Raw genomic sequence first — 24,261 nt, forward strand, 5'->3', positions numbered from 1 at the left:
TGTTGGTTTGTTGTATTGCATTCGTCACAGGGATCACGGCACCAGCTGCGTATGCTTACAACAATCCAGAACTGCTGCCAGATGAGCCGACTATGGTCATCGACCTAGCAAGAATTCTGACCAATTCTCAGGAAGAGTATTTGAATGAACATTTACCGGAGTTTGAGGCTGAGACGGGTTGGAAACTTAGGGTTTTAACCCAGTTTGATCAAACTCCAGGACGTGCTGTCAAAGATTTTTGGAACTTAGACGATAAGAGCATTATGCTGATTGCCGACCCACGGGGAGGCAATATCCTTAACTTTAGCGTTGGTGATACGGTCTATTCACTGTTGCCCAGAGTCTTCTGGATTGAGCTACAAACTCGCTTTGGTAATCAGTTTTTTGTACGTGACAACGGTGAAGATCAATCCATCATGCAATCCATTGCATCCTTAGAAACTTGCCTCGCTCGCGGTGGCTGTTCAGTTGTGCCTGGCCTACCTAGAGAGCAATGGATTTTAACCCTCATTACATCCATCCTTGGGGGGGTTATCTGTGGCTTTGCTGCCCATCCCCGCAAAGAGGGCCAGGTCTTTTCCTGGCAGTGGATGCTGATTTTCTCACCCCTGTGGGGCATGCTGTTCATTGCGTTTGGCATTGGCCCAGTGGTTTCTCGCACCCAGGACTGGCTACCCCTGGTTCGTAACATTGCTGGTTTTATGATTGGTGCCCTGGTTGCATTCTTGAGCCCTGCGTTTGCCAACTCATCAGCCAGTGGGGAAGCTTAGAGCGGTTTTACCCGTCTACCCTTGGGCAATTCTATGAACATGTCATAGCTGAGTGTGCGCTCATCTTGAGCACTGGTGACAATTCCGATGCTTTTGATGGCTGAGACCATTGGGCCTTCAGGTAGTTTTGGAAAAGGCAGGGTGCCTTGCAAATCCTTCAGGCGATCAACATCGATAAAGAAATAACCACTGTTTTCATCAGGGGAAATGTCTAGAAGGGTCTGGAAGGCTCGATTGGTTTGGATAGATTTAGACGGTTGAGGTGCGATCGCATCCAACACCTCTGGGCCAACGCCAAAAAAGGTGACATCGTTATCCAACCAACCATGTCCCATGGCAATGCCACCGTAATAAGACACCAACTGATTAACGGGTTGCTCCGCATCCAAAGGTTTCACATCAAAGCGAAATCGACTGGTCATGACTTCATCCAGTTGCTCCCAGGTGGCCTCAGCTGCCTGACGATCGGCGACCTCTGCCACTAAGGCTAGCTGTCCCATGGGCATGGGTGATTCCGCTGCCGTGCTTGGCGGTAACAGGCCAAAGGCAACTTCACCTGACAGCCAGGGCAATATATCATTTTCAAAATCCAGTCCCGTTTGGTTCTTGAGACCCTTGGTGAGGGAGCCCGACGAGATCGGTAACAGGGCATTTAGCTGCTCAGCTTCGCTAAGGGCCTGCCAAAATGGACCAATGCTGCTGGTGGACAACATCAGCACGGTTGAGTCCGGTAACCGTTGGGGCGTCATGGACTGGGTGTTGATCATATCGACATAAATTGGCTGATCTTCCGGTCCTAGCCAGGTTGAGGCTTCAATATCCAAACCATTGGGCAATGGCTCTACAGCGGCGACTAGGCCATTAATACTGGGTAAGCTATCACTGCCCAAAAATGTCTTGCCTGCCTCAGGGATATTGAGATACAGCTGGACTAAGGCAGAGGGCATCTGTACATGCTTAACGGCTTGGCGATAGGCATCGCTATTGAGCATCGAAGTCCCACCATCAAAGCTATCGATCACAGATTCAATACCGTTAGCACCTGACGCTAACACCAGCCATTGGTTACCTAAAACGGTACTCTCAAAGGTCTCACCTGCCGTAGTTTTAATGGACTGGATGCCAACACCGTTATAGTCACGGCCAACCCAAGTAGTGCCGTCCCGTGGCTCTGCCATCAGTTCCTGGGCTTTATCTGGATCAGCAATGGGCACAATCAGCACCATCTCCGCAGCTGCTTCGCTATCACCGGCCTTGGGCAAAAAGACAAGGGTTACCTGCTCACCAATCCAGGGTTGAATGTCGGTTCTAAAGCGATAGCCGTTGGTACTGAGGATGCGATCGCGCCAGGTGGTTAAAAATCGATCCAATACTTTTTGTGACTCGGGTGTCCCCAGCTGTCGTAAACGAGTCCACTGGGTTGCATCCGTTGACAGCGTTAGGGTTGCCAGGGCATTACCGGGCACAACTTCCATCCCCGTTGGTAGCTTGACACCCGTAGAGAGCCGCTGACCAAGCCGCAGATAGGCCGCTGCCCCACCCAGTATCAGTAAAACCGCCGTACTAACTGTGACCAACAAAGGAGGCCGTTGCTTGAGAACCATGGACCAGCAAGAAACAAACAACGCTTGCTAATCTACCATTGGTTTACAAAAACGGCACGGGTGGGTTGGCCCAAACAATCTAGGGGCGTTTATTCGGCGTCGCTATCGGTGCTCTTCTTTTTACGGGTTGTCGACTTACTCTTAGCCGTCGTGGACTTCTTAGCCGCAGCCGTAGTCCCGCTGGCCGTACTGGCCTTTTTGGTGGTGGATTTTTTAGTTGTCGCCTTCTTAGTTGTAGTCTTCTTAGCCGTCGTCTTTTTAGTGGTGGACTTTTTGGTCGTCGTTTTACGACGGGTTGTTTTTTTCTTAGTAGCTGCCTTCGCCGCAATAATCTCTAAGGCTTCTTCCAAGGTAACGTCCTCAACCTTCTTACCTTCCGGCAATGAAGCATTGACCTTTTCGTACTTGATATAGGGACCGTAGGGGCCATCGTAAATGTTGATGGGTTCTTCCGACTCAGGGTGCTTACCCAATTCCCGCAACGGTTTAGCAGCTTTACGCCCCCGCCCTCGCTTAGGCTGTGCCAAAAGTTCCAGGGCTCGCTCCAGGGTCACGGTCAGAACGTTATCGTCTCCTTTCAAAGAGCGATAGTCCTTTCCTTCCTTACCTTGATCGTGAACCACATAGGGGCCAAAGCGACCCAAGCTGGCTTTGATCTTGGCACCAGTCTCTGGGTGCATCCCCAACAAACGCGGCAGAGATAGCAGTCCTACAGCCGTTTCTAAATCCACAGACTCACGCGTTACCCCCTTGGGCAGTGACACCTGTTTAGGCTTTGGATTCTCTTCTGTCTTATCTCCCAGCCGCACATAGGGACCGTAGGGGCCAATCAGAGCATAAATGGGTTCACCCGTTTCAGGGTGCAAACCTAGCTTTTCCGGACCTTCTGTTTTTTGCTTGAGGAGGACCTGTACCTGCTCGTCGTTGAGATCCGCTGGACTCACATCCAAAGGAATAGAAGCCCGTACGGTTTCATCGCCCTCTTCTTCACTGATGGCCTCAATGTAGGGGCCATACTTGCCAATGCGAACCTTGGCGCTGAGATCAGCTAAGTCAACGGTGCGGGCCTCAGCGGGATCAATCTGGCTTTCTCTGGTCTGTACCTGCCCCGCTAGACCCGTATCTCCAGAATAAAAGTCCTTGAGGTACGGTAGCCAATCCGCTTCACCCATAGAAATTTCATCCAGGGTGCGTTCCATGCGGGCCGTAAATTTAACGTCCACCAGATCTGGAAAATGTTGATCCAGTAGCTCGGTCACCGCAAACGCTGTAAACGTAGGCATCAAGCTATTATTCAGCGGATGCACATAGCCTCGGTCGATAATGGTACCGATGACTGATGCATAGGTACTGGGACGACCGATCCCCTCTTTCTCTAGGGTTTTAACCAATGTGGCCTCGGTATAACGGGCCGGAGGCTTAGTCTCATGGCCAATGGGCTCTAGCTCGGTGCAGCTTGGGGTATCTCCCACCTTCAGGGGCGGCAGGGTCACTTCACGATCCTCAAGGGCGGCATTGGGATCATCCGAACCCTCCACATAGGCCCGGAAAAAGCCTGGAAAGTCAATTCGTTTGCCAGTGGCCTTAAACACCGCATCATCCACTTCTACGCTGACGGTGATATGGGTTTGGCGAGCATTGGCCATTTGGCAAGCCACTGTGCGCTTCCAAATTAAGTCGTAAAGGCTAAGTTCACGATCCTTTAGCCCGGTTTCCTGGGGAGTACGGAAAGTACTACCAGCGGGGCGGATTGCTTCGTGGGCTTCCTGGGCTCCCTTGCTCTTGGTGGCATATTGCCGGGGCTGAGGGCTGAGGTACTCTTTACCGTACTTTTGCTCCACACAGGTTCGAGCCGCTGTAATTGCCTGCTGTGACAAATTTACCGAATCAGTACGCATGTAGGTAATAAACCCTTTTTCGTACAGAGATTGGGCCGTACGCATGGTGTCACGGGCAGACAGACGCAGTTTGCGGTTGGATTCTTGCTGCAGTGTGGAGGTGGTAAATGGCGGAGCTGGTTTGGGACTAGAGGGTCGCTCTTCTAGATTAGATACGGTCCAAATGCTGGCTTCCAAGCGCTGTTTTAATGCCTGGGCTTGGGTTTCATCCAAAAGCACCACATTGCGTCCGGCGGCAATTTGTCCGGTGTTTTCGTCAAAATCACTACCCGTAGCAACACGAGTACCACCCAAGCTAACGAGCTTGGCCTCAAATGGGTTGTCAGCCTTCTGGAGTGTGGCCTTGAGGTCCCAATAGGAACCTTGCTTAAAGGCTCTGCGATCGCGCTCCCGTTCCACCAGTAGCTTGACTGCCACCGACTGCACTCGACCAGCGGACAGACCCCAGGCAATTTTTTTCCACAGTAGTGGAGATAGGGTATAGCCCACTAAACGATCCAAGATTCGTCGAGTTTCCTGGGCCCTTACTAGCTGATCATCAATATCACGACAGCTTTCGAGGGCAGCCTGAATCGCGTCTTCGGTGATCTCATGAAACACCATGCGCTTGGTGGGCACCTTAGGTTTTAGTAGCTGTAATAGGTGCCAGCTAATGCTTTCCCCTTCGCGGTCTTCATCCGTAGCCAGGACTAGCTCATCGGCTTCCTTTAGGGCATCCTTCAGGGCCTTAACAACCTTCTTTTTATCCTTGGGTACCAAGTAAAGAGGTTCAAAATCCGCCTCTACATTCACACCCAGCTGTGCCCATTTCTCGCCCTTCACGCTGGCGGGAATCTCACTTGCCGATTTAGGCAGATCGCGCACATGCCCCATGGAGGCTTCTACACGGTAGCCTTTGGGCAAATAGTTGCGAATTGTTTTTGCCTTTGTAGGTGACTCAACAATGACAAGTGTGGACATACAGCTGAACTGAAAGTAATGGTCGAACTACGTTTAATTGAAAATTCGTCAACACCCTGATATCCAAGGCACTAACAAATCTCAAACCGCGTCTAGCGAAACGCTTGAACACTAGAGAGAATGCCCGATAAGTGGGCAATGACGACGGTTTTTTATTGGCTAACTATACATAACCATGGCATCTAGCTCAGAATTTATCAGAGGGAAGCGCCGAGGGTTAGTGACAAAAGCCGTACCTGCATGTTCGCAGAGCTTTTCGTACAGTTGCCTTTATATATCGATAGATCGAAATGGCGAATTTCGTCCACCTCTGAATTAAGAAAAGGCTTTTATTTCATGACCATTGCCATGGGGGTAAAACTAACCCCATAGGGCCAAATTTAGCCTATAGCTATCGTCGAGGCATTAATTTGGCTGGTTGTGACCCCATTCATAAAAGAAATCTAGAGAAATTGAAGAAAGTATTTTATTTAGAAAAAATGGTGCACCAGGCAGGTTGCCTGAACGAAGTTCCTCTATGGTTTACATCCATAGAATTTAATCTGATTCAGAAAATTCCCTTTGGGAAACTACAAGATGAGCGAGAATACTAGGGTAAGATCCCAAATGGAAATACCGAACCACAGCACCAATGGACGTTGTCAGCCTCGCTGCCCAATTAAACACAGGTAAAATCCTGCCTGAACTGATCATCATTGCGACGATTGTAGTGATTTTGGTAGGTGATTTGATTGTAGGCCGAGCGTCATCGCGCTGGGTCCCCTATGTCTCTATCGGCGGTTGTTTGGCTGCCGTTGGGGCATTAGCTCTACAGTGGGACACAGGCAATCCCCTCGCCTTTTTTGGAGAGTTTAACAGCGATGCTCTCAGTATCGTATTTCGAGGCATTATCGTTCTGTCAGCGGCTGTGACCGTCCCTATGGCTATCCGCTATGTGGAAAAGTCAGGCACAGCCTTAGCTGAGTTTTTAGGGATTTTGCTGACCGCAACCCTGGGGGGCATGTTTCTGGCGGGTGCCGATGAGCTTGTCACTATTTTTGTGTCCCTTGAAACCCTAAGTATTTCGTCATACCTGTTGACGGGCTACATGAAGCGGGATCCGCGCTCAAACGAAGCCGCCCTGAAGTATTTGTTGATTGGGGCAGCGAGCTCAGCCATCTTTTTGTACGGCATTTCCCTGCTGTATGGTCTGTCGGGTGGTGAGACCCGGTTGAGTGCGATCGCAGCCAACTTAGCGTCCAGCACTGGCAATAGCTCCATTGGTCTAGTCGTTGCACTGGTATTTGTCATTGCCGGTATTGCCTTCAAGGTAGCCGCTGTGCCCTTTCATCAGTGGACCCCTGACGTTTATGAAGGCTCACCTACACCTGTGGTAGCGTTCCTATCCGTTGGCTCTAAGGCTGCTGGCTTTGCCCTAGCCATTCGCCTTTTAGTCAGCACATTCCCCCTAGTGGAAGACGAGTGGCGCTTTGTGTTCACTGCTCTGGCGATCCTGAGTATGGTGCTGGGCAATGTGGTGGCTTTAGCCCAGACCAGTATGAAGCGGATGCTAGCCTACTCATCCATTGGCCAGGCAGGCTTTATGATGATTGGCTTGGTCATCGGTTCCGATGCAGGCTATGCCAGCATGATTTTCTACCTGATGGTCTATCTGTTCATGAACTTGGGTGGATTTACCTGCGTCATTCTCTTTTCCCTCCGTACGGGTACAGACCAAATTAGTGAATATGCCGGGCTTTATCAAAAGGACCCCCTGCTTACCTTATGCCTGTCACTGTGTCTGCTTTCCCTTGGCGGTATTCCACCGCTAGCAGGGTTCTTTGGTAAGCTTTATATCTTTTGGGCTGGCTGGCAGGCCGGTGCTTACAGCCTGGTACTCATTGGTTTAATTACCAGTGTGATCTCCATCTATTACTACATCCGCGTAGTGAAAATGATGGTAGTTAAGGAGCCCCAGGAAATGTCCGAATCTATCAAGAACTATCCACCGGTTCGCTGGGATTTGCCAGGCATGCGTCCGTTACAGCTGAGTTTGGTGGTAGCCGTGGTAGCCACTTCCCTAGCGGGGGTACTATCTAACCCTCTATTTACCCTGGCTAACGACGCTGTCACCAAGACCCCTTTGTTACAAGCGTCTCAGGTGGAGAGCGTTGGCGAGATTGCCAACACAGTTGCTAGCCCTGTGACGGCTACTTTTCCAACCATGCTTGATTGAGAATTCTCTTTAAAACTTAAGCATCATTGCGGGTCAGGGTTAGAGGTTTTGCGTTCAAAGCCCTCTAGTCCTGACCAATGGTATGAAGCCTATGCATTGGGAACATAACGGAGCTGCGAATCCGATTGTCTTCCAGTTTCTCTAGGATGAACTCACCCCCCAAACGGATCATCAGGGACTGACAAATCGCCAGATTTAAACCCGGCGGTCTATCCAACGGTGATTCTGCTAAATGATCCCGCTGATGATTTCCTTCGCTCAGCGCTTTGATGATAGCTTCATCGACATCGCCATCATCCGTAATTGACAGCTCAATCCAATGCTGTTCAAGGGGACGGCTCCAAACATCTACCCGACCTCTAGCTGGCGAACGTCGACAAGCTGCTGAAATAAGTTCATACAAAATAAACTCAATCTTCTGCATTTCACCCTGAAGGGCCAGGTTGCTATCGCAGTGCACCTGCGTCCAAAGCTGTTTCTTTTGCACCTGAGTTTGCACCCGCTTCATTAGACGGTTGAGTAAACCAATCAAGGGCACCTTGCGAGGATCGGACGCCATTGCCCACCGTTCTCGGCCTGTCAATCGTAATAATTCCTTTTCCATGCCTGCCAATCGACTTTCAACCGCATGGAAATAAGGTTGTTCGCTGATCTCAGGTAATTGTTTCAAATTAGCCAGCTGACGGCGCGACTCTCGAACCTGCCGCCGAATGTCATCCATGTGGTGGTGCTTATACCAATTCAGCTCTGTGAGCTGACTTTTCTGTTCGCGCAAACGATTGGTTAGCAATAAATGACGCCGACACCAGGCCAACTGATGTACCAAAACCGCTAGCATACTCATCTGTTGGTCAGAAAAGCGACGATCACCATGATCAGCCAGCACCATCGTCCCATTGAGCGTATGCTCTGGTGATGTCCTGAGAGCCACTACCAACAGCTGAGCATGGGCCGGACACCGCAACCATTGGCGAGTGACATCAGGCAGATCTTCAAATTCAAGCTGAATCACACCATCGGTTTGAATGGCCCAGTTAATCACAGCATCGCTCTCCACCAAGATCGGTGGATTATCCTTAGCTGCAAACTGCTGCTCCCGGATCACAGTGGAAGCTAACCGGGCTTCCTTTTGGCCATTTTCCCAAACGATCAAGGCCACCAGCGGCAAGCGTAAAAGCTGGCTAACGTGATGGGTGGCCGCCTGCTGAAGTTGCTCCACATCAAATGTACGCTGTAGGTTACGCAAGCCCCACTGCATGGTTTCATTCATCTGGGATTGCTGCTGAGCCTGTCGCTGCAAGGACCACTGATGCAAAACTAACCCAATTTGTCGTCCAACTGACTGCAGCAGATCCTGCTCTGTTTGATTCCAGCGTCGGCCATGGCTATCGGTCACCACCAGCACCCCTTCTGGAGCCTGACCGGGCGAAAGATTACAGGCCATCGCCGACTTCATCCCCATCTGTAAGAACTGAGGATGCCACGCTCGCAGCTTCAGATCGTTATCTAAATTTTCGATACAGACTGGTGCAGACTTTCGGGCTAGGAGCTGCCAATCAACGTCGTGAAGTGAGCGCCACATTCCCTGAGTGGGCTTGCTTTGGGTGCCATGGTGCTGATAACCCACCTCAAAACCACCACATTCTAGATCGGGTATAAGCACCAGTAAGCCATCAATTTCAAGGGTGGCAATCAGTTGCTCAGCGCATTGGGACATGACCGACTGCCAATCGCGATCGCCATGGATACTTTGGGCAATACCTACCGACAGCTGATGGTTAGCTTCTAGATCGGCCACCCGTTCCTGCAAGACCGATGTGGGCATCCCCAAGCTGACCACTTGAGCTGCTGCGGTTAAATAGCGTTTTTCTGGCACACTCCACTGACGGGGTTGGGTGGACTCCACCACCAAAAAACCCAGCAAGTCTCCCTGCATTAAAATGGGTGCCACTAATAAAGAGGACTTGCCAAAGGCCTGCTTCAGAGGTTCAATGACGGCCTCAGGATGAGAAAAGGTGTCTTCGCCAATAACAATGACATCACCACAAGATAGGGCCTGATAGACCTCTTGATAGCCACTGGCAGATAGCTGGGATACTCCAGGTTCTTGAGTCGCATAGGCATGGCGATTGTGGCCACCATTAGCTACCCGATGCCAGAAAAAGCGTTGTTGCGGCTCAAACCAATACCCACGGGTACGACTAGCCCCCACAAATCGGTGAGTGGCATCCACAATCGCCTGTAGTCTAGGCTCTAACTCTTGAATCGTCTCCAATTTAGCCAACAGCTGAAAGAATGGCTGGGAGGGACGTTTTTCTAGCTGCTGATAATAGTCTTTCTGATATCTGTGCAAGATGGTCGCAATGGTGGTGACCAAAATAGAAAACGTCTTTTTCTGCACACCAGATTTTAGAGACGCTCCCCGCCGACTGGCACCCAACAATAAAATGCCTAGACACTCATTCTGCCGCTGAATCGGAAAAATAATGGCGTCATGAATGCCGAGGCGCTTAGCAATGGCTTTCCACTCACCAGCCCGATGGGATTCTTGTAAATCATAAACAGCCGCCGGAGCACCTCGCTCTATCACCTGCTGCACGGCATCATCAGTCTGAAGGTTTATCTTTTGCCATAAAAAATTCTTACCGCTACCCAGAACGGCCATTTGAGTTGTCAAACTCTGGTCACCGGCATCATAGAGGCCAATCCAGGTGAGTTCATTGGGATAAAGCTGCTGCATATAGTCAGCAAGCTCGGTCAATTGGGTATCAACGGTATCCTGATCCCATACATTCTTGAGAACCTGACCCAAAGTGGCCAAATGCTGTTCACATGTCGCTGGGGGTATGGGGCTAACCATAAAAACTCAGATTTGGGAAACAGGCTACTGCCTGAATAGTAACGATGGAGGATATAGCTTAATTTAAGCTAGCCTGGCTCTCTAAAACATGCTATTTAATCAAATTGCTTAGGAAAATGAGTCACCATCGCGGCTCAAGCGGAATAGCTATATTGCAACAGGATATGGGTGGCATCAATCTATCGTTGACATTAGTTGGCTCTATCGTAACGGGGTCTAACGCTACTTATTGCCGATGGTTAAAAAGTCATACATCATGACTATCGTTCATCACAACTACCTAGTTATATCAGCAACCGACTCAACTAGCTGCTAACCCTAAACCAAATCAATCAACGCAACTAGTTTTCAAATTCAACGATATAATCCACAGGGCCATTTAGAAATATTGTTCGTGCTGCAAGACATCTATAAATCTAGCTTGCTTCCGTCGTTATTTCAGCACTTGAAAGCCGATCCAGAAGTGGTACATCACCAGACCATCAAGACATTGGCTTGGATAGCTGAACCACCCACCACCGCCCCCTACTGGACTCAACCTTTACGACGCTTTGCCCAGGCCTGGTGTGAAAATAGTTGCCAGGTTACTTCGCTGCGCTTGAGTCAGCAGCTATGGCAGCAATCTTTTGCCAACCCCCTGGGGTTAGCAGCTGGTTTTGATAAAGATGGGTTGGCAGCTGCTTGTTGGCCTTTGATGGGGTTTGGCTTTGTAGAGTTAGGGACGGTTACGTGCCATGCCCAGTCGGGTAATCCTAAACCTCGTCTGTTTCGTTTGCCGCAGGACCAGGCAGCTTTAAATCGCATGGGGTTTAATAATCAGGGCTCGACAGTACTCGCGGAACGGCTTAAGGCCTTACCCCTAACACCTGACTTTCCCAGGGGCATTAATTTAGGCAAGTCAAAGGTGACCCCCCTAGAAGAGGCGGCAGGTGACTATTTGCAAAGCTTTCAAAGATTGCAGGAGCACGGCAATTATTTTGTGGTCAATGTGTCGTCACCCAATACACCTGGGTTGCGATCGCTCCAAGCTAAATCCCAACTCGAACCCATTCTTGCCACCCTACAAACCGCCAATACTCAGCAAAAACCTCTGCTAATCAAGATCGCTCCAGATCTAGCCTGGGAAGACATCGACGATATTTTAGACCTGGCCCAGCAGCACCAGTTGGCAGGAATTATTGCCACCAATACCACCATTGCCAAGGACAAACTGGTGACCAAGCGTTTAGGCCAAACTGGCAATCTGGTTGTGGATGAAGCTGGCGGTATTAGTGGTGTTCCCGTCCGTCAGCGGGCAACTGATGTCATTCGATACATTTATCAAAAGACCAACGGACAACTTCCCATCGTCGGCGTAGGGGGTATTTTCACCGCTGACGATGCCTGGGAAAAAATCACCGCAGGCGCATCTTTATTGCAGGTATACACTGGCTGGATCTACGAAGGTCCATGGATGGTGAAAAATATCCTACAGGGCCTATTGACCAAGCTCGACGACCATGGCCTAAATTCCATACAAGAAGCCATTGGGCTACATACAGGACACCCCAGCACGTAGGTTGGGTAGAGGCACGAAACCCAACATTACCGATATCTCAAATACATATTTATGCGCATGAATGCATCGGCGATGTTGGGTTTCGCATGAATGCATCGGCGATGTTGGGTTTCACAAGTTCAACCCAACCTACAGGATTTTATCCAACCCGTACAAAAGGGATTTCAAGGGTAATACCTTACGAATACTCAACAACACACCGGGCATAAAACATACCCGATCCATCGCATCGTGACGCAGGGTATACACCTGGCCAGGGGCACCAAACATCACCTCCTGGTGAGCTACTAATCCAGGCAGACGAACACTGTGGATGTTAATGCCTTCCTCCGTAGTGCCACCCCGTGAACCCTGAAGGGTTTCAGTTTCGTCCACTTGAGGTGGGTTAAAGGACGGTTTTACTTCCTGAAGCATTTGAGCCGTTTTAATCGCCGTACCGCTTGGGGCATCGGCCTTGCGATTATGATGCAGCTCAATGATTTCCACATGGTCAAAATACTCAGCCGCTTTCAGAGCCGCCTGCTGCATCAAAATTACCCCAATGGCAAAGTTAGGAATAATCAAACAGCCGACGCTGGCCTTTTCTGCAAACTCCGCCAGCTCAATAATTTGTTCAGATGTTAGACCAGTGGTACCGACTACAGGCCTCACACCATAGGCAATAGCTGCTCGCACCTGCTCATAAATTTTGGCTGGGTGAGTCACATCTACCATCACCGCATTGCCTGCACTTTGGGCCATCACCAGGGTGGCTTCCAAATCCGTCGTCACTGGTATTTCCAGAGGACCACAGCCTGCGATCTCACCAATATCCTGACCAACGGCCTCAAGCTTACGATCCACGGCACCCACCAATTGCATATCATCGGCACCGGCAATAGCCTTGACAATCTCACACCCCATCCGGCCCATGGCACCATTAACTACGACAGGAATTTTCGACTGATTGCTCATGATGGTTCTGAGACGGAAGTACAGTCAGATATCTTACAACCGCAGTATGTAATTTTGAGTTTTGAGTTCTTAGCTTTGAGGTTCAGGTTCAATTGATTTCCGAGGCTACTGAGGTTTCAAAGACCTAATTCCAAACTTAAAATTCAAAACTCTACCTTCAAAACTCCCTCCTGTGGGGTCGTAATCGTTAATAATTAAGGCTGTTCATCACGCTGGAGTCGAAGCGGATGCTGGCAAATCTATTGGCGGTGATTGTTGGATTAGGTAGTCTAGGGTTTTATTTGGCAGCTTTTATTCTGCCAGAGGTACATCGTCGATCAGACTTTTTCTGGAGCGGTGTCGGCATGTTTTATGCCGTGGTGCTGTGGTATTGCGCCAGGCAAATGAGCGGCGCAGTACTGCTAGGGCAAACAGCTTCAGTTGGTCTACTGATATGGCTGGGATACCAAACTCTACTGCTCCGTCGCGAAACCACACCGACCGCACAGCAAACCCCCATCCGATTAGGCAAATCTGAACGCAGTCGCCTTAATGGCAGCGCCAGTCGTCCCATTGCCAAAGACTATGAGTTTGTAGAAGATGGCGTGGAGGACGCAGTCGATCAGGATGCAGATCCCAACAGTCCCATCTTGATCAAGCCGACGGCAGATGAATTTGCGCCCAAAATAGTTGTCCCTGCTGCAATTCCAAAGTCCCACATCGAGAAAGAAGACTCTCTGGAAGAAACCCTTCCAAAGGCGGAGAACCCACCTATTTCTCAAACAACCAAAAAGCGAGAAATACCAAATCCCATTGCTGCTGTCGGTATCTTCGTAGGCTGGCTTAAAGAAGTTGTCACGCCGAACAAGAAAGAACCCAAACCCATGATTGAGCTGCCACCCAGGCCACCGTCCATACCTAAAGCAGACACCTTGTCAGCAACAACCGACATAGCTAACATAACCAATATATTTGATACATTAGAGACCGATACATTAGAGACTTCAGCTAGTGTTCCTGATGGTGACCAGCCAAACCCTCAAGAAGAAACTCTCGACACCTCACCTTCCCCTTCTTCAGGCACAGCAGCTTCAGCCAGTCTAGAACCTAGGGGCACAGATACTGAAGACAGCAACTGGCCTGATGATGACTTTTGGGACTAGTTTTCTCCAACTAAAATCTCTTCAATTTCCATTGAACAACAACCTGCACCTAAACAAGCTGTAGAGATGTACCAGATATTTGCGAAGACGTTATAAAGTCTCTTTAATATTAAACTTCATATGAGATTTGCATAGACGTTTCTTAAGCCCTGCATGCCCGTAAATCGAACCATTTCTAGAGCTAAAAAATATACCAATCTCTCACGGACACAAACCATCTAAAAATGTTCCCCACGACTCAAACAGTCTGGCTTTACAAAGCTTATACCCAACACAATAGTCGTAAAACTTTATGAACCACCAGAGGAAAATACGCACATTAGCGTAATTATTATTTAAAGGAGCTTAAATACGAACATTCACTGTGTTCTTGTGGATTATAGTCAAATTGTTTACAAGAACGATTAAACAAGCCCGAGTATAGACAGTAAAAGTCATGAGAGCTGAAGTCGCTATCCCAAATGTAATTGTTTCCGAACTGGATAAGAAGATCCAGTTCGTTAAACAAAAGCATTTGACTGGCATCCTAGCGATTGAAAGTGACATGATCCATCAATGGCGCTTATATTTTTTGGCGGGGCAGTTAGTCTGGGCAAATACGCGTACCCATGCAAAGCGTCGCTGGTGTCGCCAGTTACTGCAACATCGTCCTGAGTTGCTCAAAAATGGCCTGAGTGCCTATCCCGCTGATTGGACCTATAGTCGGTTAGCTAGGCTAGTTATCTGTAAGAAATTCAATCGGCAGGTATTTTCACATATCGTGTCCGGGTGTATCTCAGAAGCGTTGTTTGATCTTCAGCAGCAGGGAACTTTAAGCTTTCAACAAACTGGGAAAGGATTAAAATATCGCATCAAATCTCAAAAAGCCTGCGATTTCTCCTATATAAATTTGCAAACCATCGGTATATGGGCCCAGGCAAAGCACAGGTGGCACCAGTGGGAAGAAGCCGGTCTCACCGCCATAGGTCCTAACGATGCTCTAGTGATACAAGACTTAGCCTCTCTAGAAGATCTAGCATCACCGCGACTCTTCAAATTATTGAGTGCGTTGGCCAATCGTCAGCAAACATTGCGAGATATAGCATTGAAGGCTAACCAGCCGCTACAGCCATTTGTGATGTCGATTTTGCCTCACATTCACAATCAGTCACTGCGGCTTAAGTCTGTGGAAGATAAGATTCCTCGTTCGGTAATCGCGCATCAAGAGGATGTTGTCTTTAAAATAGCGCAGGCAATTATCCCTAAGGACGCCAGAATTGTTTATGTGGATGACAGTCTGGCCAACAGTCAAACAATGGCAACCATTGTTGAAGCGGCGGGCTTTCGCTATAGCAACATTTCCGATCCGCTTGAGGTATTGAAACAGCTAGTTAAGCTCAAGCCAAAAGTAATTTTTTTGCAGCTGACGATGCCCGTGGTAAATGGTTACGAACTGTGTGCTCAAATTCGTCGGATATCAGGCTTTAAGGATACTCCCATTGTGATGGTAGGGAGTGAAAATAGTCTGGCTGAACGCATGCGGGCCAAGATGGTTGGGGCCTCGGAATTTGTGAGTAAACCAATTAAGCCCAAAAATGTGCTTAAGTCATTGATTGAACTCAACATGATTTGAGCAGTGCTGTTGAGAGACTATCTTTAAAGGCAGGGTAGCTCCGCTGTACTAGACAGATTGACATCAACCAGCTAAGACACCGTGTCACATGTGGTGGTAACCACTAAACTACGTCCAAGTTAGAACTTGTAGCTTCTTGTCAAGAAACACTACGGTTCTGAACTTGGACAATATGTATTCATAGGTCAGGCCCCAGCAGGCTTTGTATCTAGGATTTCCAGTGGCTGCTCAACGTAAAAAAACTAAAACTATTGAAGCTATAGGAAGTTCTAAGGCAGAATGACTGGAGCGTAGTAAATCCCCTTAGTTTTTTCCTTACATCGTGACTGACCCCAAAAGCGCCGACGCTAAGAGCTATAAGGACACCGTCCTACTGCCCAAGACCGACTTTAGTATGCGGGCCAACGCTGTTAAGCGTGAGCCAGAGCTGCAGGCATTTTGGGATGACAGCAAGATTTATGAAACGCTTTCCCAGGAAAATTCTGGGGATGTCTTTGTACTGCATGATGGACCGCCCTATGCCAATGGCAGTCTCCACATGGGCCATGCCTTAAATAAGGTGCTGAAGGACATCATCAATAAGTATCAGCTGCTGCGCGATCGCAAAGTCCGCTATGTCCCCGGCTGGGACTGCCACGGTCTACCCATTGAGCTAAAAGTACTGCAAACCATCGACCGCAAAAAGCGAGCCAATCTGACACCGCTGGAGCTACGCCAAAAAGCCAAGGAATTTGCCCTGGACACCGTCGAGAAACAAGCCAAGGGATTCCGTCGCTTTGGCGTATGGGGCAATTGGGAAAAGCCCTACATGACTCTGCAGCCTGAGTATGAAGCCGCTCAGCTAGACGTATTTGGTCAGATGGTCCTCAAAGGCTACATCTACCGAGGGCTGAAGTCTGTTCACTGGAGTCCGTCGTCACAAACCGCCCTGGCAGAAGCTGAGCTGGAATATCCCGAAGGCCATACCTCCCCCAGTATCTACGTCGGCTTCCCCATGGTGAGCGCCTCAGATACCGCAGAAAAAGCACTTTCCCCGTATCTCGATAATCTGGGTGTCGCCATCTGGACCACGACACCCTGGACAATTCCCGCCAATGTGGCCGTAGCGGTCAACTCAGATCTGGTTTACACCGTGGTAGAAGTCGCCTCCGGTGCCCCTTACAAATACCTCATCGTCGGTAAGGACCTGGTGGAAACCCTGGCCAATGTATTTGAAACAGACCTGACCCCCAAGGTCGACATCAACGGTGCGGACCTGGCAGGGTCTACCTATTACCATCCGCTCCACAGCAAAGAAGACAGCTTCAATCGTGAAAGCCCCATTGTGATTGGCGGCGACTACATCACCACCGAATCCGGTACTGGTCTGGTGCACACTGCACCCGGTCACGGGATGGAAGACTTTGGCGTCGGTCAAAAGTACGGTCTCCCCATCCTCTGTCCAGTGGATGAGCGTGGTAATTTCACCACTGAAGCCGGGAGCTTTGAAGGTTTGAACGTTCTAAAAACGGCTAACGAAGCACTGATCCAGGCACTGACCGAAGCCAATACGCTTCTGAAACATGAACCCTACGTCCACAAGTATCCCTACGATTGGCGAACTAAAAAACCCACCATTTTCCGGGCTACTGAGCAGTGGTTTGCCTCTGTGGAAGGGTTCCGCGATGAAGCCCTGAAAGCCATCTCGGATGTGCAGTGGATTCCGGCCCAGGGCGAAAACCGGATTACACCGATGGTGGGCGACCGTTCTGACTGGTGCATCTCTCGTCAGCGCAACTGGGGTGTGCCCATCCCAGCCTTCTACGATGAAGAGACTGGTGAAGTATTGATGAATCAAGAAACCATTGCCCATGTCAGAGGTATTTTCGCTGAGCATGGTTCTGATGCTTGGTGGAGTATGCCCGTTGAGGAACTACTGCCCGAGAGCTATCACAACAACGGCCATACCTATCGCAAAGGCTTCGACACCATGGACGTATGGTTTGACTCAGGCTCTTCCTGGGCAGCAGTCGCCGATCAGCGAGATGCCTTGAAATATCCGGTAGACCTATACCTGGAAGGCTCTGATCAGCATAGGGGTTGGTTCCAGTCGAGCTTGCTCACCAGTGTGGCTACCCATGGCTGTGCCCCCTACAAAACTGTACTTACCCATGGCTTTGCCCTGGATGAAAAGGGCCGCAAGATGAGTAAGTCCATCGGTAACGTGGTGGACCCCTATGAAATCATTGAGGGTGGCAAGAACAAGAAACAGGATCCGCCTTACGGTGCTGACGTACTACGGCTGTGGGTCTCCTCAGTGGACTATTCCTCCGATGTCCCCATCGGTAAAAACATCCTTAAGCAGCTGGCGGATGTGTACCGTAAGATTCGTAACACATCCCGATTCTTGTTGGGCAACTTGCATGATTTTGACCCAGCCAAAGATGCAGTGCCCTATGACCAGCTGCCCAGTTTAGATCAGTACATGCTACATCGGATGACCGAGATCTTTGCTGAGGTGGAGACTGCCTTTGACACCTATCAGTTCTTTAAGTTCTTCCAGACGGTGCAGAATTTCTGTGTGGTGGATCTCTCCAACTTCTATCTGGATATTGCTAAGGATCGTCTCTACATCAGTGATGCGGCATCTCTCCGAAGACGTAGCTGTCAAACGGTACTGGCAGTTGCCCTGGAGAATTTAGCCAAGTCCATTGCCCCTGTGCTGTGCCACATGGCAGAGGATATCTGGCAGTTTATGCCCTATGAGACCAGTACAAAGTCTGTATTTGAGGCGGGGTGGTTAAAGATTGATCCGCAGTGGAAAAAGCCTGAACTGGCGGATACCTGGAACCAGCTGAGGGAACTACGGGACGAGGTGAACAAGGTGCTGGAACAGGCGCGTTCTGCAAAAGATATTGGTTCGTCGTTGCAGGCGAAAGCGCTGATCTACATTGCTGATGATCAACTGAGAGAACAGTTAACGGCGATGAATCCCAGTGATGCGATCGCACCCAATTCTAGCCATGTGGATGAGGCTCGATATTTGTTCTTGGTGTCTCAGGTAGAGGTCTTAGACAGTGCTGATAGGCTGAAGGACATTAAGTATCGCAGTGAGTCGGATGCCTTTGGCATTGGCATTGTGGATGCCGATGGGAAAAAGTGCGATCGCTGTTGGAATTATTCCACCCATGTGGGCGAGTCGGCGGAGCATGAGACCATCTGCGAACGTTGCGTAGAGGCATTGGATGGCAAGTTCTAACCCTGAGCGATGATCAAGGTATAGTCCGGTTAGCTTGACTACAGATGCCGTATAGCAAATTTAGCTTACAGCAAGTACAGTAAGAGTTTGGCCTCAATGTTCATGAAGCCATGCGTTTCTTACCACAGTCGGAAAAAACAATCTATGGCTGTGTTACTAACGGTGAACTCTGGAAATTTCTCAAGCTTCAGGCGACTGATTTGACCATTGATTTAGAAGCCTACTGCCTGGAACCACTAGAACGTTTGCTAGGTATTCTGATCTATTTGGCCTGTGAGGGATAGGAACATCAATATCTCCTTACCAGACCTTAGCCATCGGTAACGTAAATCCAGGTAATTCTGGATCGCCACTGACCGCATCAGGGTTTTCAAGTATTTGAGGAGTTTGACCAGGTTGATAAATATGAACGGTACGGTGCTTGCGGTCAATCAACCAGCCCAGGGATACACCATTATCGATGTATTCCTGCATCTTACTTTGTAGACCACTCAAGGTATCGCTGGCTGACCGTAGCTCGATGACAAAGTCTGGCGCAATCGGGGCGAAGGAGGCTTTTTCGTCGTCGGTTAAGGTGTTCCAACGGTCGGCGTTGATCCAGGCGGCATCGGGTGAGCGGGTGGCTCCGTTGGGTAGGGTGAAGCCTGAACTGGAGTCAAAACCGAGGCCGGTGCCATCCTGCTCTGCCCATATGCCTAATCGAACGGCTAGGTTAAAGTTACGATTTCCCGTATCTGAAAAGGCGGGAGGCATAATCACGACATCCCCTGTGGCGGTGCGTTCGATGCGTAAGTCGCGGTTGGCTTGGCAAAAGGCGTAGAATTCTTCGCGGCTCATGGGGGCAACCGTAGGTAGTGATACGGTTAAGGGATGGGTTTCGGTTTGGATGAGTAGGGTGGTGGTCATGATTATGAGCCCTCATGCCAAGCAATTATGTTTAGATTTTAGCTTGCCAATAGGTTGGGGTTGTTGGTTGTTGGTTTTCAGTAGTTTCTCAATTTTTTAGATTATTGGGTGGATGGCTGGGCGATAGCATTGCGGAGGAGGGTAATCATTTCTGTACGTATTGGCCAGATTGTTGTGCGCCGTGGCATAGGACGGATCGAGGTCAAAAGGTATATCTCCCCTGTAGTGCTTTTAACCGTCCTTCCAGACCCGTTTGCACATTCACCATCGCCCCCAACAAATCCATCTGCGACCGCCGCAACATTGCCAGGACAAAGGTAAGCTGCTTATCTGGCAAGGGTCTTCGGGGTATCCAAACAATGTTTTAGAAACCGTTCACAAGTCTCTTTAATCACCCGATCTCGCTCGCTAGTTTCTCCATCTTTTCTCGGCACCGGAGCCCCAATTTTAGTGATGGGCTTCCCCTTTGCACACATCGCCGCCACCAGATCCATCACAAAGGGAATCCCTAAACTAAACTCTGCAATGGATTTCGCTTCACTTTCGGCTAAAGATGTCTTACGATATCACTCTTCGCCATCTGGCTCACCGCTGGCAGGCTGCACTTCTTCTTTGGTGACTTCCTGCACCTCGCTGACCTCAAAAATTAATCGAAACGGTCGGTTCATGCGATCAGCTACATATTGCTCAAGTAATCCCACCTGGGTAGGCGTTACCGGCTCTACGCTATACACCGTCAACCGCACCTCCGGTGGGCTGGGCAACCAATCAATATCAAGGTCGATCAGCTCTAACCGTTGAAACGTGACTGTGCCATTCACCAATGCATCGCGAACACTATCTTCGGCTCGGTTCTGGCGCACTAACTCCACCAAACTCAGGGCCAGTGGAATCACTAATGCCCCTGTGATGATTAACACATATCGCAACGACTTACGCGCTTTTTGAAACGGTGCATACCCCGTTAGCCAAAAGGCCAACATACAGGCCAGGGTAATACCGATCAGATTGGTCACATACAGTAAGGTCGCACCCTGACTCAGGGCCATTTTTCCCTGGGCTAACCCTAACCCAATCACACAGACTGGCGGCATTAAGGCCACTGCGATCGCAGTTCCCGCCAACGTACTCGATATCTTCGGCTGCACCTTGGCAAATCCGCTAATTCCACCTGCCGTAATTGCAATGCCCAGATCCAGTAGCGTTGGTTCTGATCGCGCCCACACTTCCGAACCATATTCCGAGAGACCTAGCATGAAGCCTAGAGCCGTGGAGAGTGCGATCGCAAGTATCGTACCCACTCCCAGCGCCTTGGCACCTTCCGTAATCAGCTCAATATCACCTTCCAAAAAACCAAAGGCCATGCCCCGAATCGGTAACATCAGCGGTGCCACCAGCATTGCCCCTATGATTACCGCCGCACTATTTGAAAGGAGACCCAGCGTCGCAATGATACAGGCACCAATGGTCATGACCACATAGTCACGATTTAGCTCTGAATCATCCATGAGGCTATCGCGCATGTGCTTTAGCGCCATGGGGGATACTCGTCGCCCACCAAAATAGCGATTCGTTACCGTTTTCAGCCCGTCTCGTACCATGGTTCGCTTCGGCGAAAACATCTATGCAACCGTGTTCAGACTATAGCAAGTTCCTTAGCAAGTTCCTTCAAGGTTCATCGTGACGATTACGTACTGTAGAAATTGCATACCCTAGAAAATCTGCCATCCGGCGCAGAAAAATACGCGATTAGACGTCATTAAGGTTATTTGTTTCTGAAAATGTCGATGGGATCAGAAGTCGACCGGTACCCTGATCAATGTGAGGCATTTGTTCTACTCACTTGTGGTATTCACGTAGGAAATTTTCATGGGTTTTCTAAAACGTATCTTTAAGCAGGACAAGCCTGCAGGCGCTAGTATTACCGCTGGTCGTCGCCCTGGTGCCAAAAAAGCTTCCACCCCTAAAAAGACTGCTGCTGCTCCCACTGCCGCTGCTGCCAATAACGCACCTTCATCTTCACCCGCAGCAGAGAACGAAATTCCACTGTGCAAAATTGGCCTCACAGGTGAATTTGATGAAAGTGGTCTAGCTAAGCGGGTCACCCTGGCCTTTGATGAAGATTCTCAGCTGGATGATGTCGAAACTCTATGGGTAGCGCAGCTCAGCAGCAAAGTAGTGCTCAAGGGCAAAGTTCCCAGCCAGGCTATCCTCGACAAAATGATTGCTGTTGCTAAAGACGTTGATGGTGCCACTGCCGTTGACACTAGCCAGGTAGACATTGGCTAATTTGAGCCTTTAAAAATTTTCAATTCAACAGAGAAGGGTGTGAACCTGGGTTCACACCCTTCTTTTCATTTTTATCTAGGTGTTAATCTTAAAAGCTTTAGTGAGCTCCAGATTTTTTGCTAAACAAAACCAGAACCGTTTTGACAATTAGCTTAATGTCATAGAAGAAGCTCCAGTTTTCCTGATAGCGCAGGTCTAACTTAATCACATCCTCAAACTTAGTGATGCTAGAGCGACCGTTAACCTGCCATTCTCCAGTCATTCCTGGCTTGACATTTAGACGTTGCCACTGGCCAACTTCATATTGCTCAATCTCATCAGGTGTGGGGGGTCTTGTACCCACAAGGCTCATATCCCCCTTGAGCACATTCCAAAATTGAGGAAACTCATCTAAGCTGGTTTTGCGAAGGAAACGCCCAATCTTAGTGATTCGGGGATCGTTTTCATTCTTAAATAGTGGGCCTTCCACCTGGTTAGAGACCTCGCTCTTACGAGATTCGGCATCCGTTACCATCGAGCGGAATTTCCAAATCTTAAACCGCTTACCTAGCCAAGAGCAGCGGGTCTGAGCAAAGAAAATAGGACCTCCATCATCCAGCTTAATAATGATTGCAACTGGTACACAAACCAGAGCAGTCAAGAATAATCCTACAAAGGCTCCTACGATGTCTAGCGTGCGTTTTGCTTTGGAATTTACTGAAGGATGAGTTTCAGGTAAAACCTGATCTTCAGGATTGGAATCTTCCTCAGCAGCAAGGGTAATGTCAAATACCTTATCTAGTTCAGTTAATGACAGCACCATCATGACCTGGGCGGGTACATTGACCAATCGCAACCTGGCACCTTTAGCCGCACATAGGCGATGGCAAATCACCAAAGCGCCAATGCCACTACTGTCAATAAATCGGGTTGCCGAAAAATCCAGTACCAACTCAGATAAATCAGGCTGCTCGGCAAAAAGCGTCTGACACTGCTGCTTAAATGCTGTTGCTTCAGCTACTGCCATACTGATGGGCAGCTGAATAGTTTGAAACTCCGATTGGACCAACGCTGACATAGGAGAGGATGTCTTAACACTATCGACCATAATCTAATAGCAATATTTACAACAGACTAGTAGAACAATCGGCAACCCTAGATTGCCCAAAAGTTCCATCAGACGGGTTATCTATATACTGTTCGCCTTGTTTAGCCTAACGAATAAACATCGAGTGATTACTCACGCAATTCGGCATTTACTCGGTAGCCACCCTCTGCTCTATCCAATTTTAAGTAGTAACAACAAAACCCGACTTGATAAAAGGTAGTGTCTACAAAATCAATATAAACTTGCCCTTAGATTCGGTAGTTTTCTTCACAATGGGAGTTACTTTTGCATCACAGTGGAGGACGTGTCATTACTCAGAACGTTAATAGGCCGATGTCGATACCTATCAATACATGGTGAATCGTTAACTTTCCAGATTAAATCTACTGCCATCTCTGCAATGTTCTTGTAAAGCAGGTATTCTTGATGCTAGATACAGAGGTATGATTGCTTTCTAGAGGCATGATTACGCCATATATAGCGTCGAGCTTGGAGTAATTCCATGGGCAATCGTAACCAACCCTCCCTACTGAATGACGAGGTTCAGCGGGCCGTTAGTCAGTCTCGATTCCAAAACTTACAGTCTCAAACTACCTTGAGCCATAGCGAGCTCGTTGCTTGGAAATGTAAAGTTGCTACATTTCAGACGTCCGTACAAGCGACACCCATAATGGAGCAAGCTTGTTTGTTTGAAGCAGCTCGTGATCCTGGCGAGGATATCGATCCGTTTACTTTACCTCAGCAAAATACGGAATTTTGGCGCTGGCAGTTTAGTGATGTGGGGGTGGCAGCCCTCTATTTTGTCATTGATTACAAAAGTGAGTTGCTGTTGTATGTGGGCGAAACCGTCAAATCAAATCAGCGTTGGAAAGGGGAACATGACTGTAAACGCTATTTAATGAACTATCGCCATGCGCATTATCATCATGGTCTTGACAGCCAGTTAGGTATAGCGTTTTGGCGTCATGCTCCTGCTGAACGCCGCCCTCGCCAGGCGATTGAATTAGCTCTCATATATAAGTGGCGCTCGCCATTTAATAAGGAAAATTGGAAATTTTGGGGAACTCCTTTTATTGGTGAAGGTGGCTAATCTTCAGGTAAGGGGGGAACTCCCTTTATCGGTGAGGGTGGCTAATCTTCAGGTAAGGGGGAGAGTTTTGACGGTCAT

17 protein-coding genes are annotated in these 24,261 nt (G+C 49.0%); 9 read left to right on the forward strand and 8 right to left on the reverse strand.

Annotated elements, in window-relative coordinates; genetic code table 11:
- Positions 1-92: 92 nt before the first annotated feature.
- Complete coding sequence (locus QGP82_RS31355; RefSeq protein ID WP_225920435.1) at positions 93-770, forward strand: TPM domain-containing protein; 678 nt, start codon at positions 93-95, stop codon at positions 768-770.
- Here QGP82_RS31355 and QGP82_RS31360 read toward each other — a convergent pair.
- Together QGP82_RS31360 and topA are read right to left on the reverse strand one after the other, a co-directional pair.
- Positions 767-2,374 carry a DUF3352 domain-containing protein gene (locus QGP82_RS31360; protein ID WP_163671417.1) on the reverse strand — a complete coding sequence of 536 codons (1,608 nt, stop codon included), beginning with the start codon at positions 2,372-2,374 and terminating at the stop codon, positions 767-769. The two genes, QGP82_RS31355 and QGP82_RS31360, sit on opposite strands and share 4 nt — an antisense overlap.
- 89 nt (positions 2,375-2,463) lie before the next feature.
- Positions 2,464-5,232, reverse strand: a complete 2,769-nt coding sequence (gene topA, locus QGP82_RS31365) for a type I DNA topoisomerase (protein ID WP_499061981.1) — start codon at positions 5,230-5,232, stop codon at positions 2,464-2,466.
- Between the two features lie 631 nt (positions 5,233-5,863).
- Between topA and QGP82_RS31370 the strand changes: the two genes are divergently transcribed.
- Positions 5,864-7,447 carry an NAD(P)H-quinone oxidoreductase subunit N gene (locus QGP82_RS31370; protein ID WP_499061982.1) on the forward strand — a complete coding sequence of 528 codons (1,584 nt, stop codon included), beginning with the start codon at positions 5,864-5,866 and terminating at the stop codon, positions 7,445-7,447.
- 64 nt (positions 7,448-7,511) lie between these two features.
- Here the strand turns inward: QGP82_RS31370 and QGP82_RS31375 are convergent, their stop codons facing one another.
- The gene (locus QGP82_RS31375) at positions 7,512-10,307 is read right to left on the reverse strand and encodes a GAF domain-containing protein (RefSeq protein ID WP_163671420.1); all 2,796 of its coding nucleotides are present in this window, start codon (positions 10,305-10,307) and stop codon (positions 7,512-7,514) included.
- A gap of 394 nt (positions 10,308-10,701) precedes the next feature.
- Here QGP82_RS31375 and QGP82_RS31380 point away from each other — a divergent pair, with 394 nt between their 5' ends.
- Entirely contained in the window at positions 10,702-11,865 is a 1,164-nt protein-coding gene (locus QGP82_RS31380; RefSeq protein WP_499061983.1) for a quinone-dependent dihydroorotate dehydrogenase, read from the forward strand.
- Positions 11,866-11,994: 129 nt separating this feature from the next.
- On the opposite strand, the gene dapB is transcribed toward QGP82_RS31380, so the two are convergent.
- A complete protein-coding gene (gene dapB / locus QGP82_RS31385) occupies positions 11,995-12,819 on the reverse strand; it encodes a 4-hydroxy-tetrahydrodipicolinate reductase (protein WP_163699368.1) in 825 nt (274 codons plus the stop codon).
- Between the two features lie 227 nt (positions 12,820-13,046).
- Between dapB and QGP82_RS31390 the strand changes: the two genes are divergently transcribed.
- The 4 genes from QGP82_RS31390 (at position 13,047) to QGP82_RS31405 (ending at position 19,095) form a co-directional block, all read left to right on the forward strand.
- Positions 13,047-13,961 (forward strand): Ycf66 family protein, encoded by a 915-nt coding sequence (locus tag QGP82_RS31390; RefSeq protein WP_499061984.1) that lies wholly within the window; start codon positions 13,047-13,049, stop codon positions 13,959-13,961.
- A 436-nt stretch (positions 13,962-14,397) separates the two neighbouring features.
- Positions 14,398-15,573, forward strand: a complete 1,176-nt coding sequence (locus tag QGP82_RS31395) for a response regulator (protein ID WP_163671424.1) — start codon at positions 14,398-14,400, stop codon at positions 15,571-15,573.
- Between the two features lie 394 nt (positions 15,574-15,967).
- Positions 15,968-18,811, forward strand: a complete 2,844-nt coding sequence (gene ileS / locus QGP82_RS31400; RefSeq protein ID WP_499062083.1) for an isoleucine--tRNA ligase — start codon at positions 15,968-15,970, stop codon at positions 18,809-18,811.
- Between the two features lie 110 nt (positions 18,812-18,921).
- Positions 18,922-19,095: a hypothetical protein gene (locus tag QGP82_RS31405; RefSeq protein WP_490792972.1), complete on the forward strand. Its 174-nt coding sequence runs from the start codon at positions 18,922-18,924 to the stop codon at positions 19,093-19,095.
- 16 nt (positions 19,096-19,111) lie between these two features.
- On the opposite strand, the gene QGP82_RS31410 is transcribed toward QGP82_RS31405, so the two are convergent.
- From QGP82_RS31410 to QGP82_RS31420, 3 genes are all read right to left on the reverse strand, one after another.
- Positions 19,112-19,717 carry a Uma2 family endonuclease gene (locus QGP82_RS31410; RefSeq protein WP_499061985.1) on the reverse strand — a complete coding sequence of 202 codons (606 nt, stop codon included), beginning with the start codon at positions 19,715-19,717 and terminating at the stop codon, positions 19,112-19,114.
- A 202-nt stretch (positions 19,718-19,919) separates the two neighbouring features.
- The gene (locus tag QGP82_RS31415) at positions 19,920-20,054 is read right to left on the reverse strand and encodes a hypothetical protein (RefSeq protein WP_499061986.1); all 135 of its coding nucleotides are present in this window, start codon (positions 20,052-20,054) and stop codon (positions 19,920-19,922) included.
- Positions 20,055-20,283: 229 nt separating this feature from the next.
- Positions 20,284-21,318, reverse strand: coding sequence for a TIGR00341 family protein (locus QGP82_RS31420; protein WP_163669668.1), 1,035 nt, complete (start codon positions 21,316-21,318; stop codon positions 20,284-20,286).
- A gap of 268 nt (positions 21,319-21,586) precedes the next feature.
- Between QGP82_RS31420 and QGP82_RS31425 the strand changes: the two genes are divergently transcribed.
- Complete coding sequence (locus QGP82_RS31425) at positions 21,587-22,006, forward strand: phospholipid-binding protein (RefSeq protein ID WP_499061987.1); 420 nt, start codon at positions 21,587-21,589, stop codon at positions 22,004-22,006.
- 97 nt (positions 22,007-22,103) lie between these two features.
- On the opposite strand, the gene QGP82_RS31430 is transcribed toward QGP82_RS31425, so the two are convergent.
- Entirely contained in the window at positions 22,104-23,063 is a 960-nt protein-coding gene (locus QGP82_RS31430) for a sugar transferase (RefSeq protein ID WP_499061989.1), read from the reverse strand.
- Positions 23,064-23,595: 532 nt separating this feature from the next.
- On the opposite strand from QGP82_RS31430, the gene QGP82_RS31435 reads away from it, so the two are divergent.
- Positions 23,596-24,183, forward strand: a complete 588-nt coding sequence (locus QGP82_RS31435) for a GIY-YIG nuclease family protein (protein WP_499061990.1) — start codon at positions 23,596-23,598, stop codon at positions 24,181-24,183.
- The last annotated feature ends 78 nt before the right edge of the window (positions 24,184-24,261 follow it).

The sequence above is a fragment of the Leptothoe sp. LEGE 181152 genome, assembly GCF_032906605.1.
GTDB lineage: Bacteria > Cyanobacteriota > Cyanobacteriia > Phormidesmidales > Phormidesmidaceae > Leptothoe > Leptothoe turfae.